At 37.2% G+C, this 19,668-nt stretch carries 11 protein-coding genes; 4 read left to right on the forward strand and 7 right to left on the reverse strand.

What is annotated here, in order from left to right; genetic code table 11:
- Positions 1–87 precede the first annotated feature (87 nt).
- Positions 88–3,063, forward strand: coding sequence for a T9SS-dependent choice-of-anchor J family protein (locus AAOP42_RS17070; RefSeq protein WP_349529769.1), 2,976 nt, complete (start codon positions 88–90; stop codon positions 3,061–3,063).
- Here AAOP42_RS17070 and AAOP42_RS17075 read toward each other — a convergent pair.
- From AAOP42_RS17075 to AAOP42_RS17105, 7 genes are all read right to left on the reverse strand, one after another.
- Positions 3,060–3,797 (reverse strand): DUF6048 family protein, encoded by a 738-nt coding sequence (locus AAOP42_RS17075; RefSeq protein WP_349529770.1) that lies wholly within the window; start codon positions 3,795–3,797, stop codon positions 3,060–3,062. The genes AAOP42_RS17070 and AAOP42_RS17075 overlap by 4 nt on opposite strands.
- Positions 3,769–4,476 (reverse strand): hypothetical protein, encoded by a 708-nt coding sequence (locus AAOP42_RS17080; protein ID WP_349529771.1) that lies wholly within the window; start codon positions 4,474–4,476, stop codon positions 3,769–3,771. Before AAOP42_RS17080 ends, AAOP42_RS17075 begins: the two co-directional genes overlap by 29 nt.
- A gap of 122 nt (positions 4,477–4,598) precedes the next feature.
- On the reverse strand, positions 4,599–8,003 hold the full coding sequence (locus AAOP42_RS17085; protein WP_349529772.1) for a VCBS repeat-containing protein: 3,405 nt from the start codon (positions 8,001–8,003) through the stop codon (positions 4,599–4,601).
- Between the two features lie 172 nt (positions 8,004–8,175).
- A complete protein-coding gene (locus tag AAOP42_RS17090) occupies positions 8,176–9,645 on the reverse strand; it encodes a RagB/SusD family nutrient uptake outer membrane protein (RefSeq protein WP_349529773.1) in 1,470 nt (489 codons plus the stop codon).
- A 43-nt stretch (positions 9,646–9,688) separates the two neighbouring features.
- A complete protein-coding gene (locus AAOP42_RS17095) occupies positions 9,689–13,027 on the reverse strand; it encodes a SusC/RagA family TonB-linked outer membrane protein (RefSeq protein ID WP_349529774.1) in 3,339 nt (1,112 codons plus the stop codon).
- A gap of 94 nt (positions 13,028–13,121) precedes the next feature.
- Entirely contained in the window at positions 13,122–14,297 is a 1,176-nt protein-coding gene (locus AAOP42_RS17100) for a FecR family protein (RefSeq protein ID WP_349529775.1), read from the reverse strand.
- 146 nt (positions 14,298–14,443) lie between these two features.
- Positions 14,444–15,010 carry an RNA polymerase sigma factor gene (locus AAOP42_RS17105; RefSeq protein ID WP_349529776.1) on the reverse strand — a complete coding sequence of 189 codons (567 nt, stop codon included), beginning with the start codon at positions 15,008–15,010 and terminating at the stop codon, positions 14,444–14,446.
- Between the two features lie 281 nt (positions 15,011–15,291).
- On the opposite strand from AAOP42_RS17105, the gene AAOP42_RS17110 reads away from it, so the two are divergent.
- The 3 genes from AAOP42_RS17110 to AAOP42_RS17120 are packed head-to-tail and all read left to right on the forward strand — an operon-like array spanning position 15,292 to position 19,656.
- The gene (locus AAOP42_RS17110; protein WP_349529777.1) at positions 15,292–16,002 is read left to right on the forward strand and encodes a 6-phosphogluconolactonase; all 711 of its coding nucleotides are present in this window, start codon (positions 15,292–15,294) and stop codon (positions 16,000–16,002) included.
- On the forward strand, positions 15,999–16,892 hold the full coding sequence (locus tag AAOP42_RS17115; RefSeq protein WP_349529778.1) for an ROK family protein: 894 nt from the start codon (positions 15,999–16,001) through the stop codon (positions 16,890–16,892). The genes AAOP42_RS17110 and AAOP42_RS17115 overlap by 4 nt, the downstream gene beginning before the upstream one ends.
- A gap of 49 nt (positions 16,893–16,941) precedes the next feature.
- Entirely contained in the window at positions 16,942–19,656 is a 2,715-nt protein-coding gene (locus AAOP42_RS17120; protein WP_349529779.1) for a PQQ-dependent sugar dehydrogenase, read from the forward strand.
- Positions 19,657–19,668: the final 12 nt, after the last annotated feature.

Below are 19,668 nucleotides of genomic sequence, written 5' to 3' on the forward strand. Positions count from 1 at the left end.
CTTCGTTAGTGAAAGATATTTTTGAAATTGTTTAATTCCTATTAGGCCTCATCATTGCGTTACGTATTAATTTTCATATCATATTTTTTGTCACAATTGTCCTGCTATAGCCAGGAAAAATGTGGAACTGACCAATACCAACAGATTTTACATCAGCGATTAAGCTTGCCGGAAAATGAAGATCGGTTTGAAGGTTGGATATATAAAAGAATCTCTGAAAAAAGAATCTCCAACTTTTTCATCAATGAAAACGATGAAACGATATATACCATTCCGGTAGTAGTGCACATCATTCATCAGGGGGAAGCATTAGGCACCCGCAGCAACATTCCTGACGAACAAATTACATCTCAAATTGAAACTTTAAATGAGGATTTCAGGAGGTTGAATGCAGATGCATCCAGTACTCCTACAGAGTTTCTACCAGTAGCGGCCGATATTAAAATTGAGTTTGTATTGGCCAAAAGAGACCCTGAAGGATTGCCAACCAATGGAATTGTCAGGAAAAAAAGTCAACTGGCCTCATACTCCTTCAATACAGACAGAGAGTTAAAAGCCCAGAGTTACTGGCCAGCAGAGGATTATTTAAACTTGTGGATCACTACTATTTCAGGAAACCTTCTGGGATATGCGCAATTCCCAACATCTAACCTGGAAGGTATGGATGTAGATCAAAGCATCAGCAGATTGACCGATGGTATTGTTATCGATTATCAGTACATGGGCACAGGCTACAATGCAGTAGCTTTTTCTAAGGGAAGAACCGCTACTCATGAAATAGGCCATTTTCTGGGATTAAGACATATTTGGGGAGAAGGAGGCTGTAGCAGCGACGACTTCTGTGACGACACTCCAATCAAATCCGGAAGTACGGAAGGATGTCCTTCAGCAGGAAGTGTTGAATCTTGCGGTTCGGTTGATATGTTTCAAAACTTTCTTGATTTTTCAGATGATCTATGCATGAACCTGTTCACCACGTGCCAAAGTCAGCGAATGAGAACCATTCTCGAAAATAGCCCAAGAAGAAAAAGCTTAATTACATCTAAAGCATTGCAAGATCCCATAGTTGTAGCAAATGATTTGGGTATCAGACAAATTCTATCTCCGTTATCAGGCGATTGCAGTACTGCCATTACACCTCAGATCGAAGTGCGCAACTATGGATTGAATACAATAGAAAGTTTTGAAATAGACTTGTATATAGACAATGTTTTCATTGAAAAAATCTCCAAAAACACTATAATCTCAGAATTGGGCTCTTCACTGGTTTCTTTTGATGAAATTACAATTGCTCAGTCAGGTGTCTGTTCCTATCGTTTTGAAATAACAGAAACAAATGGCGTGGATGATGGCAATGAAGAAAATAATACATTGCTAGTCAATGTAAGTTTTTCAGAAGAAGAACAAATTCCGTTCTTTGAAGATTTTGAAAGTTCGATTAGTAAATGGAACTTTCAAAGTACCTCCGGTGGATCATCATGGTCTCAACAACAAGCTCCATATCAGGTGATCAACAATACGGGAATGGTACTCTCTTATTTCCAAAGTCCTGCTGAGAAATATGGAGAAACTGATTTTTTGATCAGTCCTGTATTTGACCTTTCTTCCTTACCTTCAGCCGACATAAGCCTAAAATATGCTTATGCAGCTTATCCCGGAAATATTACCGATGTATTTACCATTGCTGTTTCCACTGATTGTGGCAATACATTTCCAGAGGAAAATTATGTATTCCAAAAATTCAGCCCGCCTCTAAGTACCACAGGTTTAAGTACTGATGCGTTTGTTCCGGAAGGAACCGGTGACTGGGAGGAACTTGACATCAACATCACTGAATTTGTAGGGAACGAAAATGTTGTTATTGCATTCATTGGTCACAACGGAGGAGGTAACAACCTGTACATTGATGATTTTTCCATTACCTCAGAAAATAAACTTGACTATGATCTGTCTCTGAGAAGTGTGTACAACACTCCTGCTGTAACGTGTGGTGAAGATATTTTCCCTTCAATAGAAGTGAAAAATTCAGGGATAAACACCATCACTGATTTTACCCTGAATTATGAGCTGGACGGGCTGAATCATACACTGTTTATTAATGATCTAGATCTGTTGCCTGGAAAAACTTATACCGCAAAACCAGGCATTCAAAATATTGATAATGGAAAACATGAGATTCTATTCAGTGTATCAAACCCGAATGGTGTAGCAGATCAAAACACCGCAAACGACAGCCGAAATGTCTTTTTTGAAGTAAATACAGAAAGTGCCACCAATCCAATCAGGGAATCATTTGAAGATGAAAACTTCCTGAAGTCCTGGAGTTTTGTCAGACCAGATCAGGCTCACAATTGGACTGTTACAGATGTTCCATCTGATAATTCTTTCAATAAGGCTGTGAAAGTTGACGGATACAACATTGAAGAAATTGGCATAGAAAACTGGCTTGTAAGTCCTTCGATCGATTTCAGTGAAAGCAACGAAGCATCATTGGCATTCAAAGTTTCCTACGCCAATGTGCAAGGAAGAAATGACAGGTTGAAAGTACTGATTTCTTTGAATTGTGGCAGAAGTTATGACCATGTCGTCTATGATAAGAAAGGAGCTGATTTGGCTGTCGTTCAACAATCGGAAGAATGGATTCCTGACGGAGCAAATGATTGGAAAACCGAAACCATCGACCTGTCAGAATACGCTGGTTGGAATCAGGTAAGAGTAGCTTTTGTTATTGACAATCAAAACGGAAATAACCTATATCTTGATGATATTGAGTTCTTTACTACATCTGAGCCAAACCTTTTGGATATTGAAGACGAGAAGGTGAGAATCTACCCCTCTCCTGCCAAATCGACTATTAACTTAAAATTTGACCTGAAAACCAAATCAGATCTTGAAGTTCAAATTCTGGATCTTATGGGCAAAGTGGTAAATGAAATGGAATATCCCAACACCCTAAATCAAACTTATCAAATAAACAACCTCAATGTGGATAATGGTATTTACCTTATTCATGTAAGCGGTTCTGGAATAGATTTTTCCCGCAGGGTTCTGATTTGGAACTAATTTGGGCCTCTATTGCCGACAAAAAAATACCTCAGGTATAAGTTAACAGCAGGAACAGTATTGTCAAAAGTACGGCCATAGCCTGGAATGGTAAATACATCATAAGGCTCTTGCTCATCATATTTACTCATCACTCTTAGTCTAAAATAGAAGCCTAAACTGAGCTTAGTATTAATTTTTTTCTCCGATCCCAATACCAGTTCATACCATGATGCAGTAAGAGATTTTCTGGAAAAAGACTCTTCATAAGGTTCAAACAAACCTGATGAACTCGTTACATTGATCGTTCCCTGATCTTCAAAGTCAGACATTGCGTATCGAACTGAAAGTGATAAACTGTTTTTAGGATCTATTACTTTCCTAACACCAGTTCCGAATCTAAAATATATGCCCCTTACCTGATAGTCGGCATTTACATACGAATCGTTTGGATTCAACGTGCTGTATCCACCTTCAGCCACTATCAACAGGTTCTTTTTGATTCCTAGTTGAACACCAATTTCATTTTTCTTCTCTACTCCACTGAGGTATCCAAGAATTTTTCCATAATCCACTACGGCACTTACATCTCTGATCAATGGATAGAAAGTTTTTATTTTCACCAAATCTTCAATTGACTTTTGATTGCTTTCAACAATCAAAGAATCAACTTCGACATCCTGAGCTTTTAATTGAAAGCCCATCAAAGTGCAAGTAACTAGTACACTAAAAATAAAGCTTAACCGATGTTTCATTTTCACAGTTTAGTGATTGACAGCTTGTGGAATCAAAGCCATTATGACTTATAATATTAACATCTGATACTACAATTTTAATCCTTCTTTTTTCATCTACCACTTGCTCTTTCACATATTCCACTTCCAGATTATAAGAGATTCCATCTATTTCAATTGAAAACTTAGAAACATTAGAATTCATGGACAAAGGCAAATTATACGTAGTAGCACTATCGGAATACGTTTGAACAGAATTATTCTCAACATTGGTGATGGATGTTACCTGAACATCACCCGATTCAATAGTGTTGATGACATCTGTCAATTCGCTTTTCAAGTCAGCTAAAAGGGTTGAATTTTCTTTCATCAATTCCAATGATGAGGTAAACTCTGATTCCATCTCAATCAAGGCATCTCTGATTTCAATATAGTCTGTTCTTCCGATATCAATAGAATCGTTGAGCTCGTCAATACTATCCTCCAACACATTCAACCCACTATTCAGGTAGGTGATAACTTCAGTAACATTGGCGATGTAACTATTTGTAATATCCAGACTATCATTGGCCTTTTTCAGACTGTCAGCATTTATGAAGCGGATTTTAAGGCTTGGGTCATTAAAAAACACTTCAGCATCTTCGGCGCAAGACCACACCAAAAAGAAAAGGAAAAAAACCGGAAACAGGTGCTTGTTCATGCTATTGCAGCGAAAGCTTAAAGTCAATGTATAAATACAACAACAAACTTAAGCTATATCCCAGAATAGCTTAAGTTTAAAGTCAATATTTCATCAAAATGTCTTTTATTTATAAGAAAAAATCAATAGCCAACAACCTGAAGTTTGTCATCATTTTTGGCGAAAACAATTTTTTTACCGCTTTCAGAAGGTGTTTTTAAAATACCTGCATTCTTCACGTCTCCTTTCACAAACAAGCCACTTTCATAGGGGAACTTTGAAGTAAACTCTCCTTTACCATTTCCTTCCAGAAGTACTCCGTAACCGGCATCATTTCTTGGAGTTTCCACTTCAGCCTGATATAGATTGCCAGACAGCAATGCATCCAGATTACCATCATTATTAAAATCGTCAATTAAAATACTATTAACTGAAGAAAACTGCGTAATGCCATCCAGTTTGGTCACTTTAAATTTGAAGTTGCCTAAATTTTCAACATAAGAGGTAGCAAATGTAGTAGCAGCATAATGAAGGGATTTTTTCAGATCTTCTTCTCCATATACCGTAGAAATGTCAGCCAGTCCATAGTCATTGTAACTCGGAAATTTCTTTTTGATAAAAGGCATCTGATTTGAAGAGCACTCCCTACCACGCAAAGGATATACTTTTCCATTTTCATGATAACCCAACACTATGTCCAGGCTTCCACTCTTGTCAAAATCATTAGCATATACTTCGAATGGTTCGTCTGTAGTAGCCTGATATTTGTAATTCGTCCCCAGATTTCCAACTATAAAATCCTGGTCTCCGTCATTATCAAAATCAGCAGAGGCAATGCTATACCACCACCCTGTTTGATTCTCAAGCCCAGATTCAATAGTAACATCTGCAAATTTATCACCCAGGTTCTTAATGATTTTGATGGCAGTCCACTCACCTACCACAACCAAATCCATTTTTTCATCATTATCCAAATCAACCCATTCTGCATTGGACACCATTCCAAATTCCGACATAAAAGGAGCCAGATCGTTAGTGGCATCTGTAAACTTAACAATCCCCCCCTGACTTTCATTTTTCAATAAATAACTACCGGGAGAAAGAGGGTATTTACCAGGTATTAGTTTGCCTCCAACAAAAAGGTCAAGATCACCATCATTATCATAATCTGCAGACCTTACACAAGAACCGGAGATTCGGTTATCGGGTAATGCATCTGAAGCTTTGGAGAAAGTTCCATCTCCCATGTTTTCATACAATCTATCCTGATAGTAGTCACTTCCCTCCTTTTCTTCATAGCCACCGGAAACCACGTACAAATCTACATCACCATCACCATCTGCATCGAAAAATACCGAAGCAACATCTTCATGTCTTTTATCTTTAAGCCATAGTGACTTTAATTCAGAATAGAACTTTCCATTTTTCTGTTGAATAAAAAGCTCTCCGGACTGACCTTTAGCTCCTCCTATATAAAAATCATCTAGTCCATCATTGTTCACATCACCTATTGACAAGGCAGGGCCATTTTGAGACATTTTATGAGGCAATAAACTTTCTCTTTCAAAATCATTAAATTCGTTTTCTTTGTGTACAAATCCCTGTCCCAATTCAGGTGTTACATCATTAAAAATTTTCTTGGTTTCTATGGATTTTGCCACCACATTAGAAGCATCAGAATGACTCACCGTAATCTGCTGATTAGAAGCAATATTACTCAATGATTGAGTTTTTCCATCAGGCCAAAGAATCGTCATATTGTCAACTGAGGTGGCATCACTAATACCGAAATGCAGGATTCTATCCACCGAAGATTGAAAACCTCTTGACAAATACAACTCCCTGGTTTGCTTTATACCCTTGCTCTCTAGAATTACCCTTGCTCCTATTCCATCTTTGTTCATTGGTGAACCTTCCAGTTTCACTTTCAGGTAGTTGCTTGACAAACCCAGTTCTCTTGTATTATTCTTATAAATGTAAGCAGCACTATTGATATTGTTACCTATAATGTCCAAATCACCATCATTATCTAAATCCGCATACACTGCTCCATTAGTGCAACTGGCTTCTGTAAGTTTCCAGTCAGCATTTTTTTCCGAGAATGAAAAGTCTTTATTATTCAAATAAAGCAAGTTGACTTCCTTTTTTTCCGGCATTACGGCTAGAATGTCTTCATAATACTTTTTGATCAGAGAATCTTTATTGGAGTATTTCTCCAGGTCTTCATACAATTGAGCGACCCGCTTTCTCTTGTAAATCACAAAATCATTGTTTCTGAAAGACCTCAATACTCCATTGGAAACAAAGAAGTCCTGCCAGCCATCGTTATCCATATCGAATAAAAGAGGTGCCCAACTCCAGTTTGTATTAGATATCCCTGCGAGCTTGGCAACATCAGAAAATGCAGGAATGCCTTCTTCAAGTATGTCTCCATTATTCACCTGCAAAGCATTGAACATGTATTGATGGTGTAGCCCTTTACCGACCAAATCATAGAATCGTTTTGGATTCATACCGCTCATACTGGTTTTCAAATCATAATTGTTATTCGAAACCATATCTAATGATATGAAGTCAAGCCAGCCATCGTTGTTGATGTCACCAATGTCATTTCCCATGGAGAAATTAGAAATGTGATTGGTAGCGACTCTTATGACCTCTTTATAAGTTCCATCTTTTTGATTGATGTATAAATGATCTTTTTCTGAATAATCCTGTCCTACCAGAATATCCGGCCATTGATCATTGTTTAAGTCGCCTATGGCTATACCAAGGCCAAAACCAATAGAATTGTTAAGAATGCCACTTTGGGCAGATACATCAGTATATTTTCCTTTGTCATTTCTGAATAGTTTATCGCTGCTGTATTCGGATTTCTTATTGAGCAATTTTTCGATATTGGGTTCAACATCAGCTGGTTCAATCCCATGATTGATTAAAAACATATCCAAATCTCCATCTTTGTCATAATCAAAGAATGCAGCTTGCGTAGAGTAATCAGGAAGATCTAATCCATAAAGAGAAGCTTCTTCTTCAAATACAGGTATGCCATTTTTGTTGTTTCCTTTGTTGACGTAGAGTTCGTTCCTTCTATAGTTCAGGTCAGCATAATCACCGGATTTGCACACATAGATATCAAGCAGACCGTCAGAATTGATGTCCACTAATGCCACTCCGGTAGGAAAACCATCTTTTCCTTTCACTTTAGATACCAGGGTAGTTTCTTCAAACACCAAATTTCCTTTATTGATAAAAAGTTTATTAGAGTATAGATTGGATGTAAAGTAAATATCTGGAAGATTGTCATTATTAAAATCTCCAACTGCCACCCCACCACCATTGTAAAGGTATTCATACAATACTCCGTTTATCGAAGGACTTTCGTTGATTACATTTATGAAATTTAATTTTGTGTCGGATGGATTTAGTATGGTAAACAGTGCCTCCTCTTTGACCTTATCTTCTTTTGAAATGGTATTTGTTTCAACTTTTTCTCCACACCTTGAAAACAAAACAACCAATACTATATAAACAAATATCTTTCTCATCTTTGAAAATTTCATTCTAAAAACCTCAACACCGGATTTCAAACCACTGCTGTAAAAAAACCCAACGAGTAATCTCAAAGGTAGTAATATACCATAAAGAAAACCTGTTGGGTTTAGTCATTACTTGGATTCATGTCAGCCCTAATATATTAAGACAACCAGGAATCAATACCTATTGATTAGTCCAATATTGATTTTGTTTAAGGACATCATTACTCAAATCAATTTCTCGTTGAGGAATTGGGAAGTAATAATTTTTTGGACGTACAAATGTTCTGGGTGGATCAAATTGTCCCCTGTCTTCACCATAGATTGCAACAATATCAACGATTCCAGCCTTGTCCCATCTCATCAAATCCTGATGACGCTGATTTTCTCCAAATAACTCTACACGTCTTTCATGTATTAACTCAGGCATACCTGCATTGCTAACCAGCGGCATATTTACACTTGCCCTGCTTCGAACCTCATTAATTTCATCATCTCCTGCACCCACACCATTCAATCGGATTTTAGCTTCAGCAACTAACAGGTACACATCTGCCGAACGAAGAATTGGTACATTTTGATCATTGTCTAAATTGCCATCATCAGTAAATGTTGCATATTTTGTTTGAGCATAACCTGTTGCAGTCAGATCAGCAGTAAATTCGGTAATACCATAATCACCTTTTCGATCAACCATATCACCAGGTTGCCAGATAGACATACCCAAACGTGGATCACCATCTTCAAACTCATCTACAATGCTTTGAGTAGGATCATGAAAATCCCATCCACCCCATGGTCTTGGAGCTATCCAAAACTGAGGAACATCTGCCCAGTTAGCCGAACCCTGTGCAGCAAAAAGCATCTCAGGATTATTCTCAGTAGCCGGAGTAAAGTTATCTCTAAAGTTATCCGCTAATGGATAAGGACCTTTGGTTACTTTTTCTCCGGCGGTAATTGCATCCGCAAACCTTTCCTCATAAAGATACAATTTGGCCAGCAAACCATTGGCAGAGCCCTTGTTGGGTCTTCCAAGATTTTCAGGGGTGTGGGTATCAGGAAGAAGACCAACCGCTGCTATCAAATCTGATTCCACTTGTGCACGAACTTCTGTCAAAGAAGATTTTGGCACGTTAAAGTTACCTTCAATAACATTTTGTTCTAAAATCAAAGGAACTTCTCCATATATAACAGAAAACCTCCAGTAACCAAAAGCTCTGATAAAATGAGCTTCTCCTAGTATTCTGTTTTTCAATACAGCATCTATATCTTCAATGTTTGGCACATTAATTAGAATGGCATTCGCACGAGTAATCATTTCATACTTGTTCTTCCAGCCATATCTCACACCGTTATTGCTGGCGTCAAGCGTGAAGTTTTCCATTGCTTCTTCATAACCATGATCTCCTGCCCTGTACAAGTCGTCCGAACAGTTATCAAATACATTTTCACTATGTCCATAAAAATCTTCCTCCCTGAGCAACGTGTACATGGCGTTTGACGCAGCTATAGCGTCATCACCGTTTCTCCAAAAAGTGGCAGAAGTTGATTCCCCATAAGGGGTTGTTTCAAGCAGGTCATTGTCACAACCGGATATTACCAAGAACAAACAGGCTGCCGGAATGATGTAAATATTTTTTATAATCTTTATCATAATTTTAATTTTTTGATTGATTAAACTAAACTGTGACATTTAATTAAAAGCCAATATTAACCCCTAACATAAATGTTCTGGCCTGTGGAAATTGCGCATAATCCACATTCAGCTGGGTAGTACCATCTGTCAAGCCCAACTCAGGATCTAACCCTGAATACCCGGTTATGGTAAACACATTCTGTCCAGTGAAATAAAACCTTAATCTTGATAATCCAACTTTATCTGTAACATCGGATGACAGAGTGTAACCTATGGTTAAATTCTTTAACCTTAAAAAGTCACCTGATTCGATAAACATATCTGATGTCCTGTAGTTTAAGTTAGTTCGCAAAGTAGAAACCCTTGGTATTTCATTGCTTGTACCCGGACCTGTCCACCTATTAGTTACTTCAGAATACAAATTAAACGGATAAGAGGCATCAATTCCCTGCATTCTGTCAGCATTGTAAATATCTACACCTGCAACACCCATAAAGAAAAGTGTTACATCAAACCCTTTGTAGCTCATATTGGCATTGATACCATAAGACATTTTAGGATGTGGGCTTCCAAGAATTGTCCTGTCCTGATCATCAATAACATTATCATCATTGATATCAACAAAACGAACATCACCCGGAACTGCTCCTGGTTGTTCAGCATGGTTGTCAATATCGGATTGTGTTTGGAACAAACCATCGGTTTTCCATCCATAAAATGTTCCGATTGGATTGTTTTCATAAGTTCGGGAGATCTCCTGATCAGGCCTGCCATAGAATCTGGAAGCCAAAAATGTTCCATCGACTAATTTTGTAACTTCATTGCTAATAAAGGATGCATTACCTCCAATGTTGTAGCTAAATTCACCTTTGGTATTTCTCCAGTTCAATTCAATTTCTAATCCTTTGTTCCTTACTTGTCCAATGTTCAAATAAGGAGATGGATTGTTGCCCTGTGCTCCAATAGTTGGAGGAGAAAGCAACATATCTTCCGTATCTTTAATGAAGTAGTTGAAATTTGAAGTCAATCGATTATCCAAGAAACCAAGATTCACACCAATATTAGACATTTTCACAGTTTCCCATGTAATATTCTCATTAGCAAAACTTGACTGGTTTGCACCTACGACCTGATTGCTTCCATCATAACCAAAAGAATATCTTTGTCCACGACTGATCCTTGCTAAATACTGAAGCCTGTCTATATTCTGGTTTCCAAGTGCTCCCCAACCACCTGTTACTTTCATATCACTGATAAAGGGAACGTTGAAAAAATCTTCATCAGAAACTCTCCAACCTAATGAAAATGCCGGGAAAACTCCTCTTCTGTGCCCATCGGCAAATTTGGAAGATTCATCTGAGCGAACTGTAACGGTCAACAAATATTTGTCCATGAAAGAATAATTAGCTCTTCCAAATACGGATCTCAAACCATCATGAGCACGATACTCTGTAGTAGAATTCGCTGATCCGGTGCTTAAAAAACGTTGACTGGAATCCTCATCAGGGAAATTTGTAGCAGTGGCACTAAAACCTTGATAATCAAAAGATTGCTGTGTGTAACCTCCAACAAATCCAATTGTATTATCACCGAATGTTTTGTTATAGGCTAGAAAATATTCCATAAGCAATGAGAAATCCTGAGCATAACTTCTTCCAGCTGAGTTTGTTGTCCTTTGTCGTATTTGGTTCAAAATCAACGGATTAAAATATCGACTATCTGATATAGTTCCATCAACTGCAAAATTTGTTTTAAATTTCAAATCTTTTGTCAAAGAAATTTCCGTTGTTACATTACTCAGCATACGGGTTTTCCTATTATCAGAGTCATTAATAGACACTTCATATATAGGGTTATTGATGTCTCCAAATTCACCGCTTACCTGGTTAGTACTATAGTTTCCATCAGCATCCTGTACCGGAAGCCCCGGATGAAAACGAATGGCACTCCAAATTAATCCACTTTGAGCTGAATTTGTATCAAACTGGTTACTAGATCTTGTTGACAAAGCCAGATTTTGTCCTACCTTCAACCACTTGGTTACTTTATGGTTTGAGTTAATCCTAAGGGTGTACCTATCAGCTTTAGCCTTATCAATAACTCCCTGTTCATTATAATACCCCATGGCTACCAAAAAAGTAGATTTTTCATTTCCCCCACTTATTGAAATATCAATATTTTGTGTCTTTCCAGTTTTGAACAACTCATCCTGCCAATTTGTTTTTTGTGTTTGGTATTGAGAATCTTGCCAAATTGGATTAACAGGGATCCCATCATTGGCATAACGTTCTCTTTTGATTTCAGCCAAAGTTGGAGCATCTAATACATCCAACGTTTTTGTTACATCTGTAACACCAGAATACATGTCTATGTTGAACTTTAAACTGCCATCTTCTGCTCCTTTTCTTGTTGTAAGAATAACAACTCCATTGGCCGCTCTTGTTCCATAAATAGCAGAAGCAGAAGCATCTTTTAAAACTTCTATGGACTCAATATTATTTGGGTTGATACCATCTATACTTGAAGTAGGAATACCGTCAACAATATATAGAGGTTCAGAATTGTTAACAGTACCTGTGCCTCTAATGCGAATTGAAGTAGATGCCCCAGGTGCTCCACCATTTCGAACTACCTGAACACCAGACATTCTTCCTTGCAAAGCTTTATCTATTCCTGATACCGGAAGATTTTTAAAATCCTCTCCTTTAACAGAAGATATTGCACCGGTAGCATCTTTTCTCTCTACCGTTCCATATCCTACTACCAACACCTCTCCCAATGTTGCCAAATCCTCTTGCATAGAAACGTCAATAACTGTTCTTGATCCAACAACTACTACCTGAGTCTTGTACCCCACGAATGAAATCTCCAATATTGCATCATCCGGCACGCTCAACTTGTAATTACCATCCAGATCAGAAGTAGTTCCGGTAGTAGTTCCCTGTACTACAACTGAAGCTCCCGGCAAACTACTTCCATTTTCATCTGTTACTTTTCCAGTAATTGACACATCAGCTTCTTCTTGTGCGGAAGCCTCTAGTTCCAATTGCGTTTTCTTTTTGATAATAATGGTTTTTTCAAATACCTCATACTTTAAATCTTTAGGCATTATTGATTTCATTATCGTCTTAATGCTGGCTTTTCCTGCTTCCACCGTTACCTTAGGACGATCTTTAAGCAGTTCAGACTTGTACAAGAAATCAAACTCGCTCAGTCGCTCAATTTCTTCAAGCAACTCGCTGATTTCTACGTTTTTCAGATTTATGCGGAGTTTGGTTTTTTGGGCATAACTGTTTGCAGAAACCTGCATTATTGCCAAAAACATCAAGAGAAGTGTTATTCGCATAATTCTGACTAATTTTTCGTTCCAGTCATGGAACAGATGAGTACAGTTTTTCATAAATTGCATTATTAAGTTAAACATTTAGTTAATTGACTTTGACTGGATGACTAAGGGGATGCTCGCAACATTCCCTTTTTTTAGTTCTCGTTTATTACTTTATGATTACAGTTTTATTGTCTATTTTAAATTTCACTTCATCAGTTTTTTCTATTAATTTTTTAACTGTTTCAAAGTCATCGTATCGCTTAAAGCGGCCTGTAAACCTAATACTTCGAACAGCTTCATTTTCATAAAATACATCTATATTATACCACCTTGACAAGACTTTCATCATGCCATCAAATGTTTTGTCCTGAAAGTAAAATGCACCTGACTTCCATGCTATAAAATTCGTAGGATCAACAGTTTTGCTGGTAATTTCGCCAGAACTCCTGTTCATTGTAGTTTGTTGGTTTGGTAGTAATATTTGCTGATTTGCTTTGGTAATTGTACCATAGACGCTTACTTTTCCTTTAACCAGAGTAGTTACTATGTGTGAATCGTCTTTGTAAGCCGATACATTGAATTCTGTTCCTAAAACTTCTAAACTTTGCCCCCCTGAAATTACATGAAATGGTTTTGAAGCATTGTGCGCTACTTCAAAATATGCTTCTCCGGTTAATTCCACATTACGTTCATCGCCTACAAATTGTACCGGATATTTCAGGGTCGTTGCTGCATTTAACCAAACCTTAGTCCCATCAGATAACTCAACTAAATATTCTCCTCCTTTGGGTATCATCAAAGTATTGTATTTAGTTACCGATTGCTCTATTTCATCCGTGGTATATTTTATTTTGGCTCCTTCGCTATTTATTAGGGTTTTTCCTGATCTCAAACGCACGTTAGCTCCTTGAGAAAGGTCATAAGAACTTCCATCATCTAATATCAAAGTAGCTTTCGACTGCCCGGGTAATATCTCATTTACCTTCTTAGTTAAGACGGGTTGCGCATCCTCTTGAAGCTCTTGAAATAAAAACACAGTAGCAACAACCAAAGCGATTGCTGCTGCAATTGAGATTCCTAAGGTTAGGAATCTGTTTTTACCGGATTTGTTTGAAGTGGAAGTAGTGACTGATATTTTATTCCAGGCTGCATTGGCATCCAATGGTTCTATATCAAAAGCCGACCCCCTTTCAAAATAAGCCTTAGCATGCAGAAAATACTCCTGATGTTCCGTACTTTCATTATACCAGGATTGAAAAAGATTATCTTCTTCTTCGGTAATTGTATTGTTGATCTTTTTTAAAATCAACTCTGAATCAATAATGTTTTTTAATTTGGCCATTTACTCTTATTAATATTATAAATTCTACTCTAATAGTGAATATATATATATATGTTGACCCTTTTATGACAAGGTGCTTTATAAAAAGGGTGACAGAAAAAATATTTTTATTTTATATAAAAATGAGACGCAGAGAAAAAATGGTCTCAAATATTTCTAAATACTTCTTTAATGACCATAATCAACGCAGGAGCCACTTGAAGAAGTTTTCTCAATTTCCGTTTGGATCTGAGTAATTGAGTTTTAACAGTGTTTTCCGATATATTCAATTGAACAGCTATGTCTCTCAACTTTCGGTTTTCTAAATATTTTAATTTGACTATTTCTACCATTTTGTCCGGAAGTTGAGCCAAAGAAAAGTTTAACCTATCTAACAATTGTGGATCTATATCTTCGCTGCTATCCGAATTCAGCATTCCTTCCAAATAGAGAAGTTCATTTTTATCCCGAATCTGTAATTCTTTCAAACAATTCAAACATCTGTTCTTTACAGCCATAAACAAATAAGCTTTGAGAGATGACTTAATATTGATATTAGCAGCATTTTCCCATAGATGTATGAAAAGGCTTTGCACCAAATCTTGTGCAAGATCAGGATCGAAAATCATTCCTTCTGCAAACCGTACCAATTGATGATAATGGTTATGAAAAAGAGCTTCGTAAACCTGACGATCACGATTTTGAATTGATTGTATAGTTAAAAAATCGTCCAATTTGTATTATTCTATTAGTGCCATAATAAAACATGGCTGTCTAAACTCGGGTCAAATATATAAGAAAGAAGCTACATAATAAACTAATCGTGTTATGGTAAGATAAAAGGCCTTAAATGTTGATTTCAAAATAATTTGATTCATTTCTTTAAACGATAATTAACAAAACTATCTTCTCATTAATGACCTGTCACCCTTTTTCTACCTTAAGCTGTCTTAAAGTTAAACATTTCTTTACCCTCATACATAAAGGTAAAGAGGATAAATTAAAGAAATATTAAATGAATATTAAGGTTTTAGAAGATAGCATTGAAATAGCCAATGTTATTTCGAATTTGATAGTCGAAAATATTAAACTAAAACCTGATCTGTTACTTTGTGCAGCCACCGGAAATACTCCAACTGAGACATATCGCCAACTAATTGAAAAAAAAGAACTTTACCCTTCCAATCAACTTCGCATCCTAAAACTGGATGAATGGGGTGGTGTGCCTATGGACAACCCCGAAACATGTGAATCTTATTTGGAAAGATACATTTTGAAACCACTCAATATTCCGGAAAGTAATTATTTCGGTTTTAATAGCAATGCAGCAAATCCGGAGCACGAAATCCAAAGAATGAAAACTATTCTTTACAAACAAGATCCGATTGACATTTGTATTTTAGGATTGGGATTGAATGGACACATTGCTTTTAATGAGCCTCCTTGTGAGATAGACACTGAATGCCATGTGGCTACTTTATCTAAACAAAGCTTATTGCACCCTATGGTCACAGGTATGAGTATAAAACCTGGTTACGGTTTGACTCTGGGTATTAAGGAAATAATGCAATCTAAAAAAATATTTATTATCGTTACGGGGGAACATAAACAAAAAATTGCAAAAGAGTTTTTATCCGGAAAAGTATCTAAAAACCTTCCTGCATCCTATTTATGGTTGCATCCGAACGCATATTGTTTTATAGATCAAAAAGCAACCAATCAATGATGACAGTACTGGGAATTGATATAGGTGGCTCATCCATAAAGGCTGGATTAGTAAATACTCAAGGTGTTATTTCAGAAAAGAAAACCATTTCGATTCAAGAATTAAGAAACGGAAATATGGTGAATAATATCCTGGATTGGATAGACACCATAATGGCTGACAATCAACCAAAAGCTGTAGGGATAGGAGTACCTGGGCTCTTATCTAAAGATAAAAGGACAATACTTGAGGTAACAAACCTTCCTGAAATCGAAGGAGTACGGTTTGTGAATCAACTTTATTCCAAATACCCTGATATAAAATTTTATTTCAGCAATGATGCCAATGCGGCTGCCTTAGGCACTTACAAATTCTGTCCTCAAGTCAGCACCGATTGTTTTGGATATATAACAATCGGTACAGGTATTGGTAGCGCAGTTATAATCAACGGTAAGTTATATGAAGGCGGAAATGGGAATGGCCCTGAGTTGGGAATGATATCACTACACAATGGCAAAACAATTGATGATACTGCTGCTAAGAATGGTTTGATTGACATCTGTAAAAAACTTTATCCTGCATATCAGGGAAATACGATTGTAAACCCTGATACCTTAACCGCTGAATCACTATTCCGGGCTGCCAATCAGAATGATCCACTTGCTTTAAAGACCTTTGAAAGCCTGGGAACCAACATAGCAGAAGCTCTGGCCATATTTATCATGCTGTTTGACGTAACGACCATATATATTGGTGGTGGCATCTCTCCTAGTTTCAAATTTTTAGAAAAACCCATAAAAGAAAAATTGAAATCAAGCCTGACAAATTACTATTTGGAGAATTTGGTGATTGAAGAGGCTTCACTGGGTAACGATTCGGGTATTCTGGGAGCAGCAGCACTCTGTTTTTGACCCGTACAGATGACACTAAGCCATCGAATAACTATAAAACTATTGCATTATGTACAAATCTTTCAATTTTCAATTCAGAAACATTTTGTTATGCTTAATCATCTTTGGAATACTCATTAGATGTCAATCTCAGCCAGAGGAAGTTGAACAACCCGACGAACATCGTTTTAAAATAACAGTACTTACGGAAGAAGCGATGAACCCCACTGCCATTTCGATAGCTGAAAATAATAAGGTATATTTTGCAGAAGATTATGGTAACATAAAAGTGTATGACCCTAAGACCAAAAACACTTCGATTGTTGGAACACTATCTGTATTCAAATGTGGAGAAGAAGGTTTAATAGGAATGGTATTGGATCCTGATTTCGCCCATAACGGTTGGATATACATCAATCGTACTATATCTGACTATATGAACCTGCCTTGCTCCGAAGTATATAGAGATCCTAAACGGAGACATGAAGACTCATCTTCCAATCAGTCTATTTCAAGATTTACAATTATAAAAGATACTTTGGACATGGAGTCAGAAAAAATCTTACTCAATATTCCGAATCAACACATGCGCCATATTGGAGGGTCAATGGCCTTTGACGGAGCAGGCAATTTATATATTTCAGTAGGAGAAAATACCCATCCGGGATTTATCAATCCCTATGCTCCTCTGGATGAACGACCTGGCCGAAGCAGATTTGATACCCAAAGAACATCATCTAATACGATGGACTATAGAGGAAAAATATTACGAATTCATCCTGAAAAAGATGGAACTTATACCATACCGAATGGGAATTTGTTTGCAAAAGATGACACTTTGGCTCTACCTGAAATATTTGTAATGGGTTGTCGCAATCCGTTTCGAATATCAGTAGATAAAGAATCTGGTACGCTGTACTGGGGAGAAGTAGGCCCGGATGCCTATGCCGATACAGAAAGAGGCCCAAAAGGTTATGATGAAATCAACAAAACTACAACCGGAGGTTTTTTTGGCTGGCCCTATTTCATTGCAGATAATCAGGCCTACTCAAGGTATGATTATGATACAGAAAAAGCCGGAGAACACTTTGATTTCAACAACCCTGTAAACAACTCTCCTAACAATACAGGTAAGAAAATACTGCCTCCTGCCAAACCAGCATTTATCTGGTATCCTTATGCTCCTTCACCAGAGTTTCCGAAACTTGGTGAAGGCGGAAGATCAGCTATGTCAGGACCAGTCTATCATTATAATGCTGGCAATAATTCCGATATCAAATTCCCTTCCTACTTTGACAATGCCTTGTTCATATATGACTGGATGCGTGGTTGGATAAAACTAGTGAGAATAGATAAAAATGGAGAACTGCAAAAAATTGAAGACTTCATGCCCTCTACCCGGTTCATAGGTCCAATTGATATGCAATTCGGTATGGATGGAGCCCTGTATGTAATGGAATTCGGTACCACATGGGGGGACAACCCTGATGCCAGATTAATCAAAATTGAATACATTAAAGGAAACAGGCCACCTCATGTAGAGATAACAGCCGATAATGTAGTTGGTAAATGCCCACTTACTGTAAATTTCAGTAGTTCCGGAACGATAGATTACGACAAAAACGAACAGTTAACATATTCCTGGCAATTTGATTCAAACAAAATTCAATCTACCGAAAAGAATGCATCTTTTGTCTTCCAAAAGCCAGGTAATTATATAGCCAGACTTACTGTAACAGATTCGCATGGAGCGGCAACAACTCAGGCTCTGGAAATAAAGGCAGGTAATGGAAAACCCGAAATATCTATAGAAATACCAGACAGAGGAAGTTTTTATTGGAATGGAGATAAAATTCCTTATGAAATATTTTTAGAAGATGAAGAAGACGGTAGCCTGAAAAATGGAAAGATAAAAGCCTCACAGGTACAAGTAAGCCTGGAACGTGTGAAAGGAGTTTACACCATAGAACAATCAACTACCGGAGTAAGTCAACTAAAAAGCCCGGGAGAAAAACTTATTGGAGAAAGCGACTGCAAAAGCTGTCATAAGGTGAATAAAAGAGCCATTGGCCCCTCGTTTATTGAAGTTTCTGAAAAATACAAAAATGACAGCAAAGCCCCTGATTATCTGGCTAATAAAATACTTGCCGGGGGAAGTGGAGTCTGGGGAGATATAAATATGAGTGCTCACCCATTGTTTTCTGAAGCAGAAGCACTTAGTATGGCAGATTATATTTTATCACTAGCCGAGGGAAACCAAAACGTTAAACCAGTGCCTACAAAAGGATTTATTCAAATTCCTGAAGACATTGAATCAGGAGAAAACATTACTTATATACTAAAAGCCAGCTATACTGATAAGGGTACTACTGAGATGGATCCGATTACAACTACCGCCATTCGTACAATTCAGAATCCTAAACTTCAGGCAGAAAACTTCTCTACAATGCATGATTTATTAAGTGAATCGGGAGACAAAATGGTATTCATGGGCTTTTCATCTACATACATCTCTTTTAAAAACATTGACTTAAATAATGTCGATTCCATTACCTTCCGGTACAATTATAAAGGTCCGGAATGTTTTATCACAGTAAAGCTGGATTCAGCAACAGGAAAGTCCATAGGTAAAGCTCAGTTTATTGGTGACCTTAAAAAACGAGGAGTGAAAGAATTAACAATTCCGATTGAACCTACACAGGGTAACAGAGAAATATTTTTTCTCCATAGCAAAGCACCGGATATACATGAAGAAATTGGATTGGATTGGATCTATTTTCATTAAAGAAAATAAGTT

Origin of the sequence: Reichenbachiella sp. MALMAid0571, from assembly GCF_040151475.1 — a bacterium.
Taxonomy (GTDB): domain Bacteria; phylum Bacteroidota; class Bacteroidia; order Cytophagales; family Cyclobacteriaceae; genus CAXBNB01.

Coding starts and splice junctions, on each gene's coding strand:
- AAOP42_RS17075 (WP_349529770.1), bottom strand. CDS start 3,797: ATGAAACATCGGTTAAGCTTTATTTTTAGTGTACTAGTTACTTGCACT.
- AAOP42_RS17080 (WP_349529771.1), bottom strand. CDS start 4,476: ATGAACAAGCACCTGTTTCCGGTTTTTTTCCTTTTCTTTTTGGTGTGG.
- AAOP42_RS17085 (WP_349529772.1), bottom strand. CDS start 8,003: ATGAGAAAGATATTTGTTTATATAGTATTGGTTGTTTTGTTTTCAAGG.
- AAOP42_RS17090 (WP_349529773.1), bottom strand. CDS start 9,645: ATGATAAAGATTATAAAAAATATTTACATCATTCCGGCAGCCTGTTTG.
- AAOP42_RS17095 (WP_349529774.1), bottom strand. CDS start 13,027: ATGAAAAACTGTACTCATCTGTTCCATGACTGGAACGAAAAATTAGTC.
- AAOP42_RS17100 (WP_349529775.1), bottom strand. CDS start 14,297: ATGGCCAAATTAAAAAACATTATTGATTCAGAGTTGATTTTAAAAAAG.
- AAOP42_RS17110 (WP_349529777.1), top strand. CDS start 15,292: ATGAATATTAAGGTTTTAGAAGATAGCATTGAAATAGCCAATGTTATT.
- AAOP42_RS17115 (WP_349529778.1), top strand. CDS start 15,999: ATGATGACAGTACTGGGAATTGATATAGGTGGCTCATCCATAAAGGCT.
- AAOP42_RS17120 (WP_349529779.1), top strand. CDS start 16,942: ATGTACAAATCTTTCAATTTTCAATTCAGAAACATTTTGTTATGCTTA.